This is a genomic window from Youngimonas ophiurae (nom. illeg.) (assembly GCF_049803795.1).
Taxonomy (GTDB): Bacteria; Pseudomonadota; Alphaproteobacteria; order Rhodobacterales; family Rhodobacteraceae; genus Thalassobius.
The window spans coordinates 257,003-276,211 of record NZ_JBNAGJ010000001.1; the positions used below are offsets into that span (position 1 = coordinate 257,003).

Annotated in this window: 13 protein-coding genes and 1 pseudogene; 6 read left to right on the forward strand and 8 right to left on the reverse strand. The window is 53.3% G+C overall.

The window, feature by feature from the left end; all coding sequences use genetic code 11:
* Window positions 1-35: 35 nt before the first annotated feature.
* Both ACP15O_RS01380 and ACP15O_RS01385 read right to left on the reverse strand, forming a co-directional pair.
* On the reverse strand, window positions 36-2,381 hold the full coding sequence (locus ACP15O_RS01380) for a heavy metal translocating P-type ATPase (protein ID WP_425094238.1): 2,346 nt from the start codon (window positions 2,379-2,381) through the stop codon (window positions 36-38).
* Window positions 2,382-2,966: 585 nt separating this feature from the next.
* On the reverse strand, window positions 2,967-3,629 hold the full coding sequence (locus tag ACP15O_RS01385; RefSeq protein WP_417248122.1) for a L,D-transpeptidase: 663 nt from the start codon (window positions 3,627-3,629) through the stop codon (window positions 2,967-2,969).
* Window positions 3,630-4,431: 802 nt separating this feature from the next.
* Between ACP15O_RS01385 and ACP15O_RS01390 the strand changes: the two are divergent.
* From ACP15O_RS01390 to ACP15O_RS01415, 6 genes and pseudogenes are all read left to right on the forward strand, one after another.
* Window positions 4,432-4,938, forward strand: a pseudogene (locus ACP15O_RS01390) (tyrosine-type recombinase/integrase); the annotation flags it as partial.
* Window positions 4,939-5,149: 211 nt separating this feature from the next.
* Entirely contained in the window at window positions 5,150-6,424 is a 1,275-nt protein-coding gene (locus tag ACP15O_RS01395; protein ID WP_425094239.1) for a tyrosine-type recombinase/integrase, read from the forward strand.
* Window positions 6,425-6,705: 281 nt separating this feature from the next.
* On the forward strand, window positions 6,706-6,966 hold the full coding sequence (locus ACP15O_RS01400; RefSeq protein WP_425094240.1) for a helix-turn-helix transcriptional regulator: 261 nt from the start codon (window positions 6,706-6,708) through the stop codon (window positions 6,964-6,966).
* A gap of 139 nt (window positions 6,967-7,105) precedes the next feature.
* Entirely contained in the window at window positions 7,106-7,777 is a 672-nt protein-coding gene (locus tag ACP15O_RS01405) for a DUF2026 family protein (protein ID WP_425094241.1), read from the forward strand.
* 489 nt (window positions 7,778-8,266) lie between these two features.
* Window positions 8,267-8,473: a helix-turn-helix transcriptional regulator gene (locus ACP15O_RS01410; protein ID WP_425094242.1), complete on the forward strand. Its 207-nt coding sequence runs from the start codon at window positions 8,267-8,269 to the stop codon at window positions 8,471-8,473.
* Window positions 8,463-10,754 carry a virulence-associated E family protein gene (locus ACP15O_RS01415; protein ID WP_425094243.1) on the forward strand — a complete coding sequence of 764 codons (2,292 nt, stop codon included), beginning with the start codon at window positions 8,463-8,465 and terminating at the stop codon, window positions 10,752-10,754. Before ACP15O_RS01410 ends, ACP15O_RS01415 begins: the two co-directional genes overlap by 11 nt.
* Before the next feature lie 271 nt (window positions 10,755-11,025).
* Here ACP15O_RS01415 and ACP15O_RS01420 read toward each other — a convergent pair whose 3' ends face one another.
* From ACP15O_RS01420 to ACP15O_RS01445, 6 genes are all read right to left on the reverse strand, one after another.
* Window positions 11,026-11,679, reverse strand: coding sequence for a hypothetical protein (locus tag ACP15O_RS01420; protein WP_425094244.1), 654 nt, complete (start codon window positions 11,677-11,679; stop codon window positions 11,026-11,028).
* 364 nt (window positions 11,680-12,043) lie between these two features.
* Complete coding sequence (locus ACP15O_RS01425; protein WP_425094245.1) at window positions 12,044-14,515, reverse strand: sigma factor-like helix-turn-helix DNA-binding protein; 2,472 nt, start codon at window positions 14,513-14,515, stop codon at window positions 12,044-12,046.
* 7 nt (window positions 14,516-14,522) lie between these two features.
* A complete protein-coding gene (locus tag ACP15O_RS01430) occupies window positions 14,523-14,903 on the reverse strand; it encodes a hypothetical protein (RefSeq protein WP_425094246.1) in 381 nt (126 codons plus the stop codon).
* A complete protein-coding gene (locus ACP15O_RS01435) occupies window positions 14,900-16,885 on the reverse strand; it encodes an AAA family ATPase (protein WP_425094247.1) in 1,986 nt (661 codons plus the stop codon). The genes ACP15O_RS01430 and ACP15O_RS01435 overlap by 4 nt, the downstream gene beginning before the upstream one ends.
* On the reverse strand, window positions 16,882-17,097 hold the full coding sequence (locus ACP15O_RS01440) for a hypothetical protein (protein ID WP_425094248.1): 216 nt from the start codon (window positions 17,095-17,097) through the stop codon (window positions 16,882-16,884). Before ACP15O_RS01440 ends, ACP15O_RS01435 begins: the two co-directional genes overlap by 4 nt.
* The gene (locus ACP15O_RS01445; protein WP_425094249.1) at window positions 17,084-19,204 is read right to left on the reverse strand and encodes a DEAD/DEAH box helicase family protein; all 2,121 of its coding nucleotides are present in this window, start codon (window positions 19,202-19,204) and stop codon (window positions 17,084-17,086) included. Before ACP15O_RS01445 ends, ACP15O_RS01440 begins: the two co-directional genes overlap by 14 nt.
* Window positions 19,205-19,209 lie beyond the last annotated feature (5 nt).

Sequence of the window (19,209 nt, forward strand, 5' to 3'; positions counted from 1 at the left end):
TTTTGCCTATCTGATACAGCGTTGCCTTCCGCCAATCAATGGCCGTGAGCCAGCGCGCCCTTTGCCAATTCCTCGCCAACTTGCTCTCCGCCGCGCGGTCCTTGATCGTTGTCGCGCGCTCGTAACAACCGCAAGGCATTCGCGACAACGAGGAGCGAAACCCCGACGTCTGCCGCGATCGCGCCCCACATGGACGCCATGCCAAAGGCGGTCGCGACTACGAAGACTGCCTTGGTTGCTAAAGACAGGCCGATGTTCTGTTTGATGATCGACATAGTCCGGCGCGAATGCCCGATCAGCCATGGAACTTTGCCGATATCATCGGTCATGAGCGCGATGTCCGCCGTTTCAATCGCAGCGTCCGACCCAACTGCGCCCATTGCGATGCCGTAATGCGCACGCGCCATTGCCGGTGCGTCATTCACTCCGTCCCCGATCATTGCGACGGTGCTATATTGTGCGACCAGCTCCTCGATCGCTGTGACCTTGTCCTCGGGCAAGAGTTCTGCACGCACCTCGTCGATGCCGACCTCGGCAGCCACTGCACTTGCGGTGGCCGCGTTGTCACCCGTTAGCATGATGATCTTTTTAACGCCTTGAGCGTGCAAGCGCGCGACAATGCCCTTGGCATCTGGCCGGATCCGGTCACGCAGTTCGAGAACGCCGCTGACGCCTTTCGCGTCACCGATCGCCACAAGCGTGCTTCCAGCGCCTTCGATCTGATTGCGTAGATCAGCCGGGATATCCCCGCCAAGGCCCTTTTCCTCGGCAAACCGATCGGAGCCGAGCCATATGGAATGACCATCCATTTGACCCTCAAGGCCGCGTCCTGGAACGGTTCGGGTATCCTCGGCGGCGAAAATTTTTATTCCGTCTCGCTCTGCACGGCCAAGGATCGCCCGTGCCAGAGGATGTGACGAGCGCGCTTCGAGGGCAACGGCCCGTGCCATCAATTCGGCTTCGCTTGTGCCGCCAAGCGGATAAATGGCCGCAACCTCGGGCTCACCCATGGTGATCGTACCGGTCTTGTCCATGGCCAGTGCTGTCGTGCGACCCGGGGCTTCGACATAGGCTCCGCCCTTGATCAGCACACCGTTGCGCGCCGAGGCGGCGAGGGCCGCGACAATAGAAACTGGAGTCGAGATCACCAAAGCACAAGGGCAGGCGATGACCAAAAGAACCAAAGCGTTGTAGAACCAAAAGCCCCAATCGCCGCCCGCGACAAGTGGGGGGATTACAGCAATGAGAATGGCAAGCACCATCACAACTGGCGTGTAAATGCGGGCGAACTTTGTCACCCATTGTTCGACCTCCGCGCGACGCGAATGCGCATCGCCAACCATGCGAATGATCTTGGACAGAACCGTGTCAGACGCGGCCTTCGATGCCCGTACAGTCAACGTGCCCTCACCATTTATGGTGCCCGCGTAGACATCGTCGCCTGCCTCCTTTGGCACCAAGGCGCTTTCACCCGTAATAGGGGCCTGGTCGACGGCTCCCGCCCCGTCGACAACTTCTCCGTCGAGAGGAATGCGGTCACCACCGCGCACGATGAACTTGGTTCCAATAGCAACGGCCGCTGCAGGCATATCAGCCTCAGACCCATCATCGTTAATAATCCGCGCCGTCGGAGGCGCGAGGTCGAGAAGTGCCGAGACAGCATTCCGTGCGCGCCCGACGCTCCAGCTTTCAAGATACAGTGAAAGTGAGAAGAAAAACGCAACAGTCGCGGCCTCAAAGAACTCTCCAAGTGCGATTGCACCGGCAACGGCAACCACCATCAACAGGTTCATATCAGGAGAGATCCGACGCGCAGACGACCATGCTTTAGGTGCGACCAGCCACACACCCAATAGAATAGCGCCAGCGAACAAGGCGATTTCCGCAATTGGCATCGCGGCTTCACCATGGCCGGAAAAAATGCCGATGGCCCCGCCGATGCCAGTTTCAACAAGGTGGTAAATGAACCCCGCCGCCCAAAAGCCTCCGCTCAGCATCGTGAACAGCTTTTGTTTCTTCAGATGTGCAGCCTGATCAGCGCTGGCGTCCTCGACATCCCACGGTTTGGCCGTCATGCCAGTTGATGCGACCGCCTTGATGATGTTGTCCGAGGACACTGACGTGCCACCTTCAAGAACGGTCATTCGGGCATTGATGACATCAAAGGCCAGAAATTCCGTCCCACCGACCTCCGGCCCGACGACCCGGTTAAGGATAGAAACCTCTTCGGCACAATCCAAACCGTTGACGTGGAAACTCCGTCCATCGGAGGCGCTGACTTGCGTTGGCGCGACAGCGTCACCGCCGCAGCAACTTGTGCCTGTTTCTGCAGAAGAAGCAGCGGCATGATCGTGATCATGATGAGCAGCAACGTGTGGCATGAATTATCCTTAGATTCGCGACTATTTTGATAAGGATACGAGCTACAGCAACTAGAGCTTCAAGAAGAAAAACGACAGCGCGTCCGATAATCGTTTGAACTACGAAAACCTGCCTCAATTAGTCACCTTCCAACAACGCGCCGGAGCAAGTTTTGAGGCCGAAGGCGGGAACGATTGAATATCGTCTGGCTTTCATCATATCAGCGAAGCAACACTGTTTGAGTAAAGGGAGCCAAAAGATGATCAAGCGAAATGCAGCCGTATTCACACTTATACCGCTCGTGAGCGCTTGCGCGGTCACTATGGGCGAGCCCGACGACGCAAGCCCGACACCTTCCATTCCTGAAGAGGTGATTGCTATTGCGGGACCCAACCAAGATCTCATGTCAGCTTTCTTGCGTCCTGAGGACAGTTGCTATTGGTACATGCACAATGGCCCGGTTGAAAGGACACCTCTGCCGCTTCGGACTGCTGACAACCGTCCCATCTGCATTCAACAGCCCGCTGAAACGTAACAATGAAAACGGCCCTGAATTCATCAGAGCCGTTTTCATTCTTTTGCAGTGATCGATGATGCTTTGGCTGTCAGCTAGTGGTGAGCACGCTATCCGAAGCGGAGTAAAGATATACAGTCGAACCCATTTCGACATTTGGATAAAGCGCATTGATATGCGCCATCACCATCCGAACACAGCCTGAACTCGCGCGGCCTCCAATCGATCTGGGGTGAGGCGTGCCATGAATACGCAGATAGGTATCACGCTGTCCGACGTAGAGGTAAATCGCACGAGAGCCGAGGGCATTTGTCGGACCAGGCTCCATGCCGTCAGCCCACTGGGCGTTCACAGGGTCACGCTCAATCATTGATTGGGTCGGTGTCCAATGCGGCCACTCGACCAGACGGCGCACCGTATAGGTGCCCGGTTCGTAAAGATTGCCGCGCGCAATCGCGACCCCGTACCGCATCGCCGTGCCACCTTCTTCGATGTGGTAGAGATATCTTGCGACAGCATCGACATGGATATCACCAGGCACCAACCCATCCCGCGCCTCGACCCGTTGCGGCAGGAATCGCGGTGCAAGACCCCATGGGTTGGATGTCTCAAGAACGAAGTTTTCTGGAGTAACTTGTGCGTCCCAAGCCGCTTTTTGTGACCCCGTCGGCCATGTGTTGGCGAAAGCGGGCGACGAAAGTGGTGCCGAGAATAGGGCCGTCGTGGTCGCGATGAAATGGCGTCTTGTCAACATTCTGATTTCTTCTCCGTCTTGATCGTCAATTTGCGGACCAAGTGCCGCGTATTCCGAAAGACACTTACAACCTACACCAACTAGAGGTTCAAAGAAAATCTTCGCTTCACACAAATTTGTGTTTTGCATACCAACGACAAGTGGTCATGCGATAGATAGCAGCAAAAAATGGCCGCTTTCGGGAAAACCCGGCGGTGGCGTGAGCTTCCCCTTAAATCGGGGCTGAAAAAGGTCGAACGATAGCTTCATGCGGATTCAGGTCATTTGTGCGGCGTGCAGCATCGGGGACTCTGGGCTCCAAGCGGACATGCGGCAGCGCAACGAATTATTCGATTTCGAAGAAGTTTCAATGTCGGCTGCAGGTGGTTCAGCATGAAAGGCTCCTACCTACCGAGTTTCATTCTTTTTGACGGTCCGAAAAACATATCTTCCCAAATATGGATACGAGCCCGCGCATTGGTGCGCGGGCGACAAATTCCAATCGACTGCACCGGGGTTCAACGGGCCGTTGGCCCGTTCACCCCGATCCAGACACCATTCTTTTTGTTTGGTCCGCCCAACATCCCTGACCGTGGCGGTCAACCTTAGTCCATCCCCAAAATCAGCCACCAATTTCCCCTGTCTCGCGGGCGAGTCATTCCTTGCGGAGCAAATTGGCGTCTGATTTTGGCGCAGACATTTTCTTCGCAAATGTGGCCGATTGACAGCCCCGTTCAGGGCCGTGGGTCGGGCTTTGCGATGAAGTTGGAAGAGATCAAAGCAGCAGTGGACGCGGGCAGATGATGTTCGGGCCGAGTTCGAAGCGCTGGCTTCAAAGAGGGCGCGGCTGGTTTACGAGCTTTGCGTTGGAACAGGCCAGCGTATTGGCGATGTCGTGAAGATGAAATGGGAGCACTTCTCCGATGAAGGATTCGATTTCACGCAGGGCAAAACCGACAAGCCTCTTTGGATCCCGCTCACCGACCGCCTGAAAGCCCATCTCGACGGGCTCGCACGAACGGACGGCACCGTTGTGACCGACGCGAAAGGTCGACCAGTGAGTTACCGTATCGTTGCCGAGGAAATGCGTGCCATCAAAAAGAAGATGAAGCACGAGAAGGCGAGCTACTACAAAACGCACGGGCTCAGGAAAAACGCGACGATCGAACTTTATCTGGCTGGATGTGATGACGAGATGGTCAAGGCCGTCACCGGCCACTCAGGTGTTGAGATGCTAAAAAAATACGGTGGACCTATCCGGCAAAGAGAGCTCGCGAAGCGTGCTCAAGAGGCAAGAAATCAAATGGAACGAAGCAAGACCGAAACGTGAAAGTTTCAACGGTTGTTTCAAAAATGGCAGTGAAGGAGAAGAAGGATGACGCAAGTCATTGATTTTATTGGAGGCGAGTACCACGGCCATCCGCACTCCTCTTTATTGATCTTAAAGCATTTTTTCAATTTCGTGACGATTTGCCTTTCCTCTCTTCTCCTCTCGAGTTATCTTTCGAACTGTAAAATAGGGGGGTAAATAGGAGCGAGATTTGCCGCGTCGTACTCTCAAAGAACTGACTGCCTTTCAAGTCGATAAACTGGACAAGCCGGGATACCACAGGGTTGGCGGAGTCAGCGGGCTATGCTTGCAGGTAAAGGCGTCCGGCTCTCGTTCTTGGGTGCTTCGGATGACATTTGGCGGCAAGCGTCGTGACTTGGGGCTTGGGAGTTATCCCTCTGTGACATTGAGTATGGCTCGTGAGCGGGCGCGGATGTCCCTTGATCGGGCATGGGCGGGCTTTGATCCAGTTGAGGAGAGGCGAGCACTCAGGGAGCAGTCCAAGCCACCTGCTGAAGAAACAGCGGCCAAGACTTTCAAGCAATGCGTTTTGGAGTTTTGCCAAGACAAAATCATGCACCAGAAGAACGCTCACCGTGCTCGTCAGCAGTTTGAGAATTCTTTGGAGGCATATGCGTTCCCAACGATGGGTGATTTGCCCGTCGACAAGATCGAGCTGGATCACATTCTGCAAGTTTTGCGCCCGATCTGGAAAGAGAAGCCGGACACGGCCTCACGGGTGCGGAGCCGAGTGGAACGCGTATTGAATTGGGCCGCTGTGAGCGGCCATCGGACCGGCGAGAACCCGGCAAGGTGGCGCGGCCACTTGGATCAGATTTTGGCCCCCCCGAGTAAGCTGCATAAGCAGGGTCACCATCCGGCGTTGCCGGTAAAGGATATGCCCGAGTTCATGCGGTCACTTAAGAAGCGTAAAGTGTCAAATTCGGCTCTTGCCCTCGAATTTCTCATCCTGACGGCCAGCCGCTCTGGCGAAGTGCGAAACGCGGAATGGGATGAAATCGACTTCGAGCAAAAGGTTTGGAACGTACCCGCCGGACGGACGAAAACTGGCAAAAGCCACCGTGTCCCGTTGTCGGAGCAAGCCATGGCCGTCTTGGAGGCGACACCCCGCCTCGCCGGAGCCAAAATCATCTGGAGTGGCACTTCCGGCAAACCCATGAGCGACATGACTATCGCGGCGATTGTTAAAAAGATGAACGCAGCAGAGGAAGCTGCCGATGGGGACGGTTGGAAGGACACCCAATCGAACCGGGTTGCGACACCTCATGGTTTTCGCTCGACTTTTCGTGATTGGGCTGCAGAAGAAACGGAATGGCCACGCGAAATGGCCGAAATCGCCCTCGCACATAATATGGGATCAGCCGTTGAACGTGCATATCGGCGGTCAGACATGCTTGAGCGTCGTCGGGCGATGATGCAGGATTGGGCCAACTTTGTTCATGGAAAACAAAGCCCTAATTCTTGATGGCATCCGCAGATTGACAATGTACCGATGAATCAGTAGCGGTATAGGCAGGCCGTCAGCCTGTTTTGGAGGTTTGACGGGTTACCTTGTGTCTTTGATCGAGAGTAACATAGGCGGTGATGCGCCAATGACCTGTGGGCCTTTGACAAGGCTGCGACTGACCCAAAACTAGGTCGCGAACCGCGTAGATGTCCCAATCAGTTCGCAACTGCTGGGATTCCGTGGATTTTTTCTCCCACCGCTCTTCCCAGCACCTCAATCTCAAGACTGAAGGTGTATCCATGACGTCACTCGACAAAACCGTCGGGGCTGGATCGCGGGCGGCGCAAATCGACTTTGCTTCGCTGCCTGACCAAGCCCTGTTGAACGCAAAACAAGTACGGGCATTGTGTGCAATGTCCCCAGCCGTCCTTGATCGCAGGATCGCGCAAGGGCGTTTCCCTGTGCCCAACTATCACGGGCGTAACCGTGTCTGGCCTTGGGCCAAGATCAAGGCGTGGTTGGAACTGGCAGCACAGCAGGAAGCCCCGGTTGGCGAATAGGTTTTGGTGGTCGGATTCGCATCGACCACCATTCAGGCTGCCGTAGCTAGTCAAAACTCACCACATCAATCTGCAACAAAACGAAGCATGAGAAGTCCGATGAAACGATCGGTTTTTCAATCAATGAAGGAAAAGGGCAATGACCCATAGAAGTTTGATCACCCAAAACGAATTCAATCTCATTACCACCGCGATCCAAGGCTTGCTTGAGACGACGGGCCACACGAAAACCGTAGTCGGAGGTTGCGCCATCTTCGCGTGTTTTGGAGCCGCAGTAATGAATTCAAAGCTCAACATCCCGTGCCGCCCTGTCGCGGGTGCATGGCAGTTGCATCATCCCAATGGGCAGTGCGTACTTGGAATTGGTCAGGAAGAGGAACGCCGCATCCATGCGAATGAGAACGGCTTCCACATGTGGGTTCAGACCGAAACACACATCATCGACTTCATGTCACCTCTTTATCCGGAGGTTTTCCCTGAAGTGCATTCCGAGGCTCCGATTCCGCGGCGTGTGCTTCAAGTTCCTCGCAAGGACGACGCGAAGGATATGGGTGAGTTTCTCAATGGCTCCCCTCTGTTTACGCTTCCCAGTCTTGATTTGACCAAGTCCTTTGTTGAGGGAGTGGCGAAAAGCTCCAGCTCTCAGGATCTGTTGAATGTGTTTTTGTCGTGGTGGTCCGGCTTGGAGAAGGAACCTCACTTGGGAATAGAACTGGAAAAGAGTACCGGTGAGTATCTGGAAATCTGGCCCTCTGACTGTAAAGCGGAAGGCGTCTGGAAAGGCCCCGGTGTTATTGCCCACGGTGTTTAAGTAACCGGGCGGGGCCTGTTGCACTTGCGGTCGAGCTCGTGACTGTCAGGTGGACAGGGTGACCCCGCCCCATCAACGGCTGCTCGGGGGAGAGCGTGCCACCGGCTACCGGTTCAGATCGAATCCACGAGCGCAGCCCATTTCCCGAAAAATGAAATATGAAACCAATCTTGTGTTTATCGACTGATCCTGCGGTCGCCAGTTCGTGCGAGCGCGCGCGACAGGTGCGTTAGATTGTTTTGGACGGGCTTGCACGCAGCGTATTTTGCGATTGATGCCACTGCCCAGTTTGGTAATTTTGACCTGCCTACAAGAGATTTGTCCCAAGAGCGTAACGACAAACGCAGGGCCGGTGAGAGGCCGGTAGTAGGACGGCGGGGCCGAAACGGCTGGGAGGCCCCTTAAAGAAACGTATGACCCACGGACCGTAGTCACCCACTAAACATCTTGCTGCTTGGGCAGCAGGATCGTTTCAGCTTGGAGATGACTATGGCTGATCCTAAGAGACTTGATCTGATGACGACCGTTCAGGTCGCCGAATACACTGGCATGAGCGTGTCGTTTTTCGAAAAACGCCGCTGCTACAAGAATAGCCCTACCTATGTGAAAATCGGAACGCGTGTTTTTTATCGCCGCCCCGACATCGACCAATGGCTTGAAGCTCGTAGCTTTGGGGAGGCGTCCGATGTCGAATAAATTGCGTCCCGATTCCCACAAGGCAATTGAATGGATAAGCTGGCTCACGAACGGTGCTCCAGTCTACGTTGAGCAAATGAGTAGCCAAGGAAATTCCAATCCGAAGCACAAGTTCTACCCGGCCAACGATGCCGCGTCCGCCGTCCGCTTTGTGGAAAGCAATAACAGCGATCTCTATCGGCGGAACTTGTACTTTCTGCCGAACGCCGAGTTCCTCGAAGGTCCGCGCAAGAAATGCAATCTGAGCGCTGCTGGCAACTTGCATGTCGATCTCGACTTTAAAGACTACCCCGGTGATCTGAACCAGCAGAAAGATCGTATCCTTGCCCTGCTATGCGATGAAGGAACTCGCCCTAAGGGTATCCCGCACCCGACTGCGATTTGGTTTACTGGTGGTGGTTTCCAAGCGGTGTGGCGGCTAACTGAGCCGATCAGGGTCGAACTGGCCGAAGAACTGAACCATGCGTTGCTGGTCGCTCTGCAGGGAGGTTTGGGGACGCATGACGCCAGCCGCCTCATGCGCGTACCGTGGACGATGAATTGGTTGGACGACAAGAAACGCGCCGATGGGCGTGAACCTAAACTGGCTTTTCCGCTGCACCCGATGAATCTGGACTCTCCTCCTGTGACCTTCTCGGTCGAAGATTTTCAGATGCGTCGGCTCAAGTCGGAGCCGAAACTGCCGATTGCAGCGACGGGGAAATCGAGCAGCCTGCCCGATTTCGATAAACTGCCCTTGCCGGATGATCTGAACTCGATCATCCCGCTCGATCAGAAATGGGCGGAAGTGATTATGACCGGGGAGAACCCTCTGGATACGGCTTATGCTTCCCGGTCGGAATTGGTGATTGCGGCCACAAAGTGGATGTTGGGCAACGGCATGGAGCCTGGTCATGTATTGTCTATCCTGACCGACCCGGAAATTGGCATCAGCGCCCATGTCCTCGAAAACTCCAATCCGCAGAAATACGGACGTCGTCAGATCGAACGTGCCTACGCCATGCTGGAAATGCAGCAGGGCGGCTGGCCGGTACGGAACGATGAAGGAAACCCGATCCCGAATGTCCCTGACAATATCCGTTTCGCTTTTGCCCAGCTGGACATTGAAGCGCGGCGGAATCTGTTCAACCACTCAGATGAGGTTATCGGCTACCAACTCGAAGGACGAGACCTGAACGATGTTATCGAAATCCTCTGCAGTGCATTCAGCAGAGAACTAGGTTTCAACGCTAGCCCTGCGGCCATTCGGCGGGAACTGTTGTCTGTGGCGCATGAGAACAAGTACCACCCGGTTATCGACTACCTCGACGGGTTGGTCTGGGATGGCACTCCGCGTGTCGAAAAATGGTTGGTGACTTACTGCGGGGCAGAAGACACGGAACTGAATCGCGAGTTCGGCAGCAAGTTTCTTGTCGCTGGCGTCCGCCGGATCAAACAACCGGGCGTGAAATTCGATCCCATGTTGGTGTTCGAGGGTGCGCAGGGCGCGGGCAAATCTCAGATTGCCGCCATGTTGGCGATCCGGAACGAATGGTTCTGTGGAAGCCTTGACCTGCGCAGCGATGACAAGACCAAAGCGGAGTTGTTGTCACGAGCTTGGATCGTCGAGTGTCAGGAGTTGGATGGTCTGAACAAAACGACCAGCCAGAACTTGAAGAAATTCCTTAGCACGTCCACGGACAACTTTCGCCCTGCTTATGCTCGCAATGCTCTGTCGTTCAAACGTCATTGCGTCATTCTCGGCACGACCAATGAGCAATCCTATCTTCGGGATTTGACCGGCAATCGGCGGATGTGGCCGGTGATTGTCGGTGAAATTGACCTTGCTCGATTTGCCGCCGACGTCGATCAGCTTTGGGCTGAAGCCGTGGTTCGGGAGAGCGAAGGTAGCTCCATTACGCTGTCCGAGCATTTGTGGGATGAAGCTGGTTCCGCCCAAAGCGAACGCATGGTCGAAGACGAGCTTGCCGAAGTCCTCACCGACAATTTTGCGGATCGTACGGGCGTGGTTTCCATGGAAAGCATCAAGCTGTTGTTGAACCTCGATACGCCGCGTGTTTCGCCTAGTGATGCTCGTCGGATCAAGGCCGCTATGGACGCCCTCGGTTGGGAACACCATTCCTATCGGCTGCACGATCTTTCCGGGAGCGACAAGCGTCCCAGAAAGGGCTTTGCCCGTGGCAACAGGTTCGAACGTAAAGCCGAGATATTCGCCGTTCGCAAACAAGGCGGAACGGTTGTTCTCGAAACCCATAGCGCGTCGCCGAAGACGCCGTTTTAAGATAATGGTGCGGGTTGCGTTACCTGTAACCCGTACCTTACCCGCACACATTTGCACGGGTGCTATCGGGGGGTGCTACCCCCTTTTGTTTACCCTGTTCGACCTAAGTTACAGTTACAGGTTACATTTTTGCCGGGGCCGTAGAACTGTGCTAGGCAGGCGAAGCGCCTTGGGCCGGGTACACCGCCACCAAAGGCAACAACGGGCCTTGGCGGACGTCTGCGGACGTGTGGCGGTCCCTTGGCGCTGGGCTTAGTACCAGCAACCCACCTTACCGGAACCGCCTGCCGGTAGACGCATCCAGATACAGGCGGTCGGCCACAGTCGCGCCGCCGCAGTACATGAAATAGACCGGGCTTGTTCCGTGGGTAGTCGATCTGACCCAACCGCCATGTTCGGCAAACTCGTCCAATGTGCAGGCTCCCTCCGAAACCAGTTCTGTCGTCGCTTGGGTGAATGCCTCGCGGCGCTGGGCGAGGTCGTCGGATCGGCCAATGAGGCGCTCCATTTCTGTCGCATGGGCGGCAGGGTCGAGTTCCTCGAGAGCGATAAGCCATCGGCCTTCGTCTATGTCGCGCAGTTCGGCGAGATAGGCCACCGGGTCGCTTTCACTGAGTTCGGCCAGATAGGTCTCGCGCTGGTGTTGGAATGTGACCGCGCCGTGCAGGGTGAAGAATCCTGCGAGGATCCCGAAGAGTGCGGCTTTGCCCCGGTGTCGGAAATGCGGGAAGCCCCTGCCGGTGATCAGGGTAAAGGCAAACACGACGACGAGGACAGCCGCGACGAGGGTCTGCATGCTCGCGTCCATGCCTTGCAGGTAGTGCAGTCCAAATCCGAGGGCGATGAGTTCCAAAATTACGATCTGGGAACCGACGAATGCGCCAACGGCGGATGTTCCCTGTTTCTCAAAATCACTGCTGGACATAGCGGCTCCTCTACTAACGAAATCGGCCACCAGAGTTTCCTCTGGCAGCCGGGGAGTTAGTAAGCCGCCGTCAGACGACCGCGTTGGCCTTTAGGCCGAAGCCCTGGACATACGCCAGCGCCTCCCCGACCATAGGGTTCGAGGAGGTATCGTTGCGGTCGATACCGACCGCTGACGGCGGGGTTACTACGCCCCGAGATTGGCTCTTTCTGCCAATCCTGAGCGTAGTGTAGTTCGGATAGATTGTGTTCGAAAGCGCAATTGTCGCTGGGAGCTAGAGCCAAAATGCCGTGTTGCTAGTACATCTAACTATGGTTTTGCAGTACTCTTGAAAACGAAGTTTTTCCGAGGTCATGCGTCTTAGTCAGTCGTTAGATGAAACAGACCAGTTGCCCCATTCGTCAAGAGTTGCAGATGAACCTTGAAGCGCACCTGACACAGCGGTTTTTTCGCACGTTCGACCCATCCGGTGCGTAACACGTACAAGTATCTCGTTCAGTGAGAGGGGTTTTTCTGCGTTTTTTAGTGTTCCTTCGAGCGCTTCGGGAAGAGAAATTCGTCTTGAATCTTCCCAGTCTTGGAGGAACAGGTATCGCCCAACGCTGACTCGTAGGGAACTGTCCAACGTTAACAAACTGAACAGTGCTTCGGGGTCAATTGCAGGCAGGTTATGAAAATACTTAGGCACTTCCGTAATGTGAATGCCATGACCAGTGTTAGATAGGATAGACTTAGCCAAAGTGGCGAGATGCTTTTGATCTTGGCGTTTGATCGGAACGTCTCGATCGTTGATGCCCCACAATGATGTGCCAACTCGAATAAGAGGGTCAGAGGGTACGATTTGAAAGGCTTGCTGAGTGCCCCTTTTCTCATTCAATCGTTTTCGGAGCTCTTTTGTGTGAAGGGGGTGCCCAGCTTCTTCTAGAATGAAGAGCAATGCCTGCCGGATATCTATCCGTGCATGGTTGTCTGCTCCGTCCGCTCCCCGTTTTCGCCACACCAATCTGCCGAGGTCTTCAACCGCCTCGCGGCTATTTAAGGAGGCGCTGACAATGTACTGATCAACATTTGCATACTGCAATTCGGCGCGGTCCGCCAACAGCCCGAGGATTTCAGAGGCGTGCCACTGTCGTTCTTCCGGGCCATCCAGCACAATTTCCTCTGCTAGATCCCCAAGATTACAAAACTCCGCGTCCGACAAGGGTATGTGCTTTCTCAGGCCGTAAGTCCCCCTTCCCAGAAGCAGGCCAACATTAGATGCAGCGTTGTGAACACGTCTGACATCGAATTCCTGTTCAAAACGCGAAGCCACTCTTTCTGCCAAGTCGGTGAAGTGCAAAGCCTTTTCGCTTTCTTCCATCACAACAAGAACAGCTTGCTCAGCGCCTCTTCCATACGACTGGAGTATTCTACCTGATCCGGTGTCTGCAAAATGACAAAGAACACTGACTCGCTCCCAGAGAACATCTCTGAGTTCCCGCCCTTTGCTGGCGAGCAGGCCGTGTACATTGTCTCTGCACAGTTCTTCAGACCAACCCGACCCAATGCCGCTTTGAATTAGGGCCTTCGCTTCTCGTTCCGCGACTTCCCAATCGTTTTGGTTTAGCTCTGTGACATAGTCGATATCATCTATCGAGATGAGGTGGGCATCCAGAGTTGGAATTGCGTCCAACCAGTACGAGAACACTTTTGGTTTCTCTTGTGCCCCTTCAAACCAATCGTCCAATAACTCCAATGCCCGCAGTGGCAATGGTTCGCTTCGATCATTAAGGAATTCGAGAATTTTTCTTTCGAAAATGTCATCCCAGATTTCTGTGGCAATAATTTTGGTCACAGCCTTGGCTTCGACTTGACGAATACGCTCTCTGGACACTTCGTATTGGTCTCCGATCTCGGCCAGAGTCATTTGCGCGGTATCGAGACCCATACGCTTGTTAACAATATCCTTTTCTCTATCATTCAGGTTTTCCAGTGCATTTCGAAGCGACGGTAAGAAAGCGAGGTTAAACCCTTTCGCCAGTTCATCTTTCTCCGAAAAGGGGCCCTCCGCGATACCTTGATTCAGGGCGCTTATAACGTTTTTAATACTCGTTTTTCCGAAGTTCTTTATGCGCAGCAAGCCCGCCGTCGTGAATGAAGCTAGGTCAGAAACCGAGTTGATTCCGTTCTGCGAGAATACATTTGATACACGGACTGAAATCGGCAGGGTATCGAAACGACGTTCCTGTAGCCACGGTGGAGAGTGCCGTGCGACAAGGCAAGGATCGCTAGAGTTCCCTAGGGTAAGATGGTTTTGGCGAAATTGCCCCAGAGATTTCCGAAGCGCATGTGGTAAAACGTGTTCGTTCTCTAAATAACTCGCGTCACATAGTATACCGGCTTGGTCCAGTTGATCTCTGTCTTTCGGGAAAGCCATCAAGTAGCCTTCAATCCAAAGTTCTTTTTGTGCTGTTCCACCGACTGCACTTTTTGTCTCGGTGGGTTTGGAAGGTAGCGGTGGAGACGGATCATCCGCAACATAGCCCCAACCGGTCAAACCCAAGAAGATTTCTTCGTCGCGAACACTCCCAACTGAGCCTTTTGAGGCCGCATAGCCCTTGGGCAAACAGGCCTTTGCGCCTTTTGTTAGCAGAACTTGACCGGGAAACTCTTGAGCTAAGGTTTGAAAGTGGCGCGTGGCCACCCGATCAAATCCAACATGTAAAACTGCGGAGGTGTTTTTTGTCGCCCGAGCATCCCAGTCCCCAACTATGTCCTTCAGGTCAGAGTGCACTCTAGTTACCGGACCGGTATCAAGACCAAAAATCATCAGATAGGCACGCAACGGGCTCGACATTTAGTTTTTACTCCCCGTTCACTTCTTCTACCTCTGTCAGGAGACCGACAAAGTCGATGCCCGGTCCAATTGCTTGCTGGTACAGTTCACGTACGCCCCACTCCGCGAGCCTTTCGATTGCCCGATACGGGCTCGACTTGGTAAGCAATTCAGGCGCGAGCTCTTCGATGATGTCCTGGAGGGTATTGTCGGGGTCAACTGTTCCGACATTAAAAATGGTCTTGCGTTTGGATAGTTCACCGGGCTGTGCGCCTTGGGCAAGAGCCAAGGAGAAGGCGAAGCGATATCCATCGACTTTCTGTGCAAATGTGCCGTCATCAACCATCGCTTCCAACATGTCATCGGCTTCTTGGGTAAGGCCGATTGTAACAACTTCTTGCTCAATCAAATCGACGCCCTTTCTACTTTTGATTGTGTCTCAGATATCTCGGATATCTTGTACACGGCACCAATTTTGTCTTTGACCGAAGCCAAGTCCGTCTCCGGCCGGATTTCGCCACTATGGACAAGAAGTACAAACTGACTTGTTACACTCGGCAGGTAGCTGAGGATATTGTCCCTGTGCTGCATGTCCAAACGACCGAATGGTGTGTCCATTATGACCGGTCCGGTCGATCGCCCAGTACGGTTTAGGCCGTCGATAAGCGACAATGCTACGACCTGTTCCGCCCCCGCGCTACGAAGGGAAACTTCGCGTCCGGCGCTGTCGAGGATGCTCAAACCATAGTTTTCGTTAATTTTCAGACCTTGGTAGGCGGACTGGGTTGTCATCGCCCTAAATGCTGCGCTGGACTTGGCTTCGACTGTCGTTCGCAGTTGGTCGCGTAGGTGCTCGATACTGGCGTCAAAGACATCGTGAAGCTCGCTGACCAAGGTTACCTTGGCAGTAGCTCGCTCCGATCTTCCTCCTGACATTCCACGAATTCGAGACTGAAGTACTGTCAGTTTTTCATTCGTTTTTTGAATATCCGATTTTACCAGCTTTATGTCTTCCGTCAGACGCCCTTCTTCACGCAGTTTTTCGTCCCGTTCGAGGCGTTTTCGAGTCAGCGCGGTGGGATCGCTTCCTTCAATCTTGTCTTCAAGCTCTACTATTGCGTTTTCAGTTTTCTGAAGGTTCACGTTCGCAGTTCGTAGTTCTTTTTCGAGCGATTGTAGGCGGTCCTTGGCTTCGACTCGACCTACGCGGTCCAGCTTGGATAGTTTCATCATGATGGATCGTAGATCGGATGATGCGTCGATCTGCCGAGCAACTTTCTCTTCGAGTTCTGCAACAATGCGGCCGAAATACTCCCTGCGCTCGTCAGAGATTTGCTGCTGACACGTCGGGCAGGTCGCGGTTTCTAATAGCCGCTGTGTTTCCACGAGTCTGTTGCTAAGGATTGCATCTTCATTGCTACTTTCTTGCAATGTTTCTTGTTGCGCCAGAAGAGATGACTTCTTAGCGGAGATTTTCGCGCTCAGCATATCGCGCCAAGATGAGGAAATTACCTTTCGGCGTTCGTCTGACTTCTCGTCTATAGCAGTTCTTAGTTCACCCACTTTTTGCTTTGCTGCTTTCAAGCGTTCATCCAATGCTATCAATGATGCGGCAGCTTCGAGCTCTTCGTCCAAGTTTTCTCGACGAGTGCGGGTGTTGGAAAGCTTGTCGGCAAGCTGCTTTAAGTCCTCTTCCCTTGCCTCTAGCTCCGTGGTCAATCGTTCAGAGTCCTGAGCCGCTCCCTTAAGGCTATTGATTTGGGCCATGGCTTGAGCCTGCTTTTTTTGCGCATCTCGGAGCATCGCCTTCAACTCGTCGCGCCCCATGGTAAGAGATGGAACCCCCAAAACTTGTTCAATGGTGTCCTTAATTCGTCTTCCTTGATCGCTACCTTCGACCAGCAGTTCCTCGTACTCTTGTAGAAGTTCGCCGTCGAAGAGGAAGAAGCGCGAAATCTGTTCAGGCGCAGCCTGATTGATTTCGGATTCTACATCTGCTCCGCTAACCAAGTTCCCATTCTTGCGCAGATAAACGCTTGTTTGGAAATCAGCGTTTTTTGACGGGGCGACGACATGTGAGCGGCGGTCTGCTGTGCGCCTCACTTCGTAAAGGTTTTCCCCCTCTTGAAATTTAAGAAAAACCTCAATGCTCCAATCATCCTCTAAAGTTGCATCCTTGTTCGCGATCAAATGCAACGGAATTTGTCGAGAGTGTCTTCCGATCGCCTTTCCGTAGAGGCCCCATCTGATTGCATTCAGTAGGGATGTCTTACCGCGCATGTTGTCACCCAGCACCAGCATAATATTGCGCGACTCGTCGGTGGGAAAATCAAGGGACAGTTGTTCCTTGAATGGCATGAAGTTTTTGGCTTTGAGTTGTACTAATTTCATTTTGCGTCCTCTGCAGAGGGAACTCTGCGTTCAAGGGCGGCTTCAACCAGTCGCTCCATTGCTGCTAGGGAAAGACTTCTGTCGTCACTGAATTGGTACTTTTTTTGGATCAGGTAGCATTTTTGGACGATATCATTGTCTAGGTTTGGTGCGATGCTTTCTCTGGCAGAAATCAATGTTGATAGCGCAATGTCATTTTCAGGAGTCGTCATCTTCTTCTATACCTTCTAGAGAGAGCAAACCGTCGACATCGATTTGCATTCTGATTGCTATTTCTCTCAACTCTGCACTTGCTGATCGGTTGATGGAATTGGCGGCGAACTCCACAGACCTGACCAGTTCTGAGCTTAGCAGGCTAAGCTGATCTGGTTCGGATTCCGGGTCAACAGGAACTACTATAGCGTCGTGAACCACCGCCATGTATTTGTGGTCTGACTTTCGCAGAACTCGGCCCCGCCGTTGAATGAACTGTCGAGGGTTCTGGGAAGAGGCAAGTATCAACGCGTGAGACACTGCGGGAATGTCTACTCCCTCATCCAAACACTTAATGGATACGAGGACGCCACCGTATTTCCTGAACCACTCAAGAGTGGCTTCACCGTCGCCACTCATGTTTGAGTGGTATTCTATAGGGCTTATGCCATTGCTTCGGAGTGAATCAATCACTTCTGCAAGTTGTTCACTGTCTTCACAGTAGACCAGCCAGCTTTGGCCTTCCGCATACTCAGACAACACAACCCGCTGCGCTAGATCGACCTTTGCAGTTGCCTTCTTTGCGATCCTTGATCTTTGTATCAGCAACATCTTGACGCGTTCCGTAAGCACCTTGTGACCGGTTTCATCCTCTTTGAGCCGCGCCATCTCATTGCGAATGCGTCTGGTGTACTCACGCCACTCGTCTGCTTCGGAAGCACTCAAGTTTACTGGGTGTGGAAAATACTCGTATGGAACTAGACGATCCATCTTTATCGCATCTGTTAGCGATATCGCGGGCGGAACAACCGGTCCGAAATAGTTGAAAATCTTAGATGTTCCCTCAGGGTCGCCAAACCGTTTCGGTGTAGCGCTCAACCCAAGGCGACATTCGGCATTAATCTCAAGGCACTTTGAGTTTTGGGGGCTACCGATCTGATGAACTTCGTCGGCCACGATTAGCAAATTGGCTCCACTTCCAACCAACGCGCGGAATTGAGCAGAGCTTGCAGTCTTCATTGTTGCGATTACGACACGAGCCCCTAGGCTGGTGTCAGGGTCACACATTGCAGCGAGCCGTCCGGTTTGCTTCCATTTGGTGTTTCCAGAACCGGCCAGCAAAATCGTTGCCTCTGGAATCTCAGATACAATCTCCTCATGCCATTGGCCGTGTAGCAATTTGCTGGGCACCAAAATCAGTGCGGGATTGCCTGTAAGCACATGTTCCTTAATTGCCAAAATGGCCGTAAATGTCTTACCAGTTCCGGTCGCGTGTTCGAATATTCCTCGACATCCCTGCTGCTTCCAGCGAAGGACGGCAAGTTTTTGGTGCTCAAGAGGATCCCTTTCTCGTTTTTCGGAGGGCGGGTTAGCCTCGACGGTTCTCAGGTCTTTCAGGCTACCGAGTGAAAATTGATCCAAATACTCCCGAACCGATGAGGGAAATGGGATTACATCCAAATCTGTATCCTCGCCACTCCACATCGAGTGGAAGTGGTTTAGGTGTTTGTTGACCCTTTCTTCTTCAAGGCCACCTCGCCAGCTACAAAAGACCTCGATGGTTTCGAAGTTGCCGTCATCATGCCACCCGTTCCAAGTTTCATTTGTCGATCCTCGGAAAGAGACGTGGTGTCCAAGGGTGTCAGAAAACACACCTAGTTTTTCGTGGTAGATTCCTCGACCTACTTTTGGTGTGGCCAATTTGATATCGAGCGTGCCACAGGCAATCAAAGTTGATAGAATTCGAGTGTTTGGATTGGTGTTTTCGTCTGCAATAAGTCGGTCTATATCCTTTTTTAGAGCGTCTGATATCACTTTGTCCCGGTCAGCATACCCTCCGGCGATTGCTTCAATATCTTCGGGACTAAGCGAGGGAGAACAAATCAGACGGATTTTTCCGCCTTTCAGTGCAAATTCTTGAACTGGTGCGCCGACAACATGGAAAACAGAGGAGCTAAAGTAACCCACGGCCCTTTCATAGAGGCCTGAATTCCTGAGACACCTCGCATAGAAGTGGCCGACTGGATCATCCTTGGTGGTGCGATACTCCGTTTCCAATGGCAGCGAGGAAAGGTTGCCAAAGTACGCGTGGGCTTCGTTGGTTTTTTCGCTTTCAGTAACCGTCAAAAAGA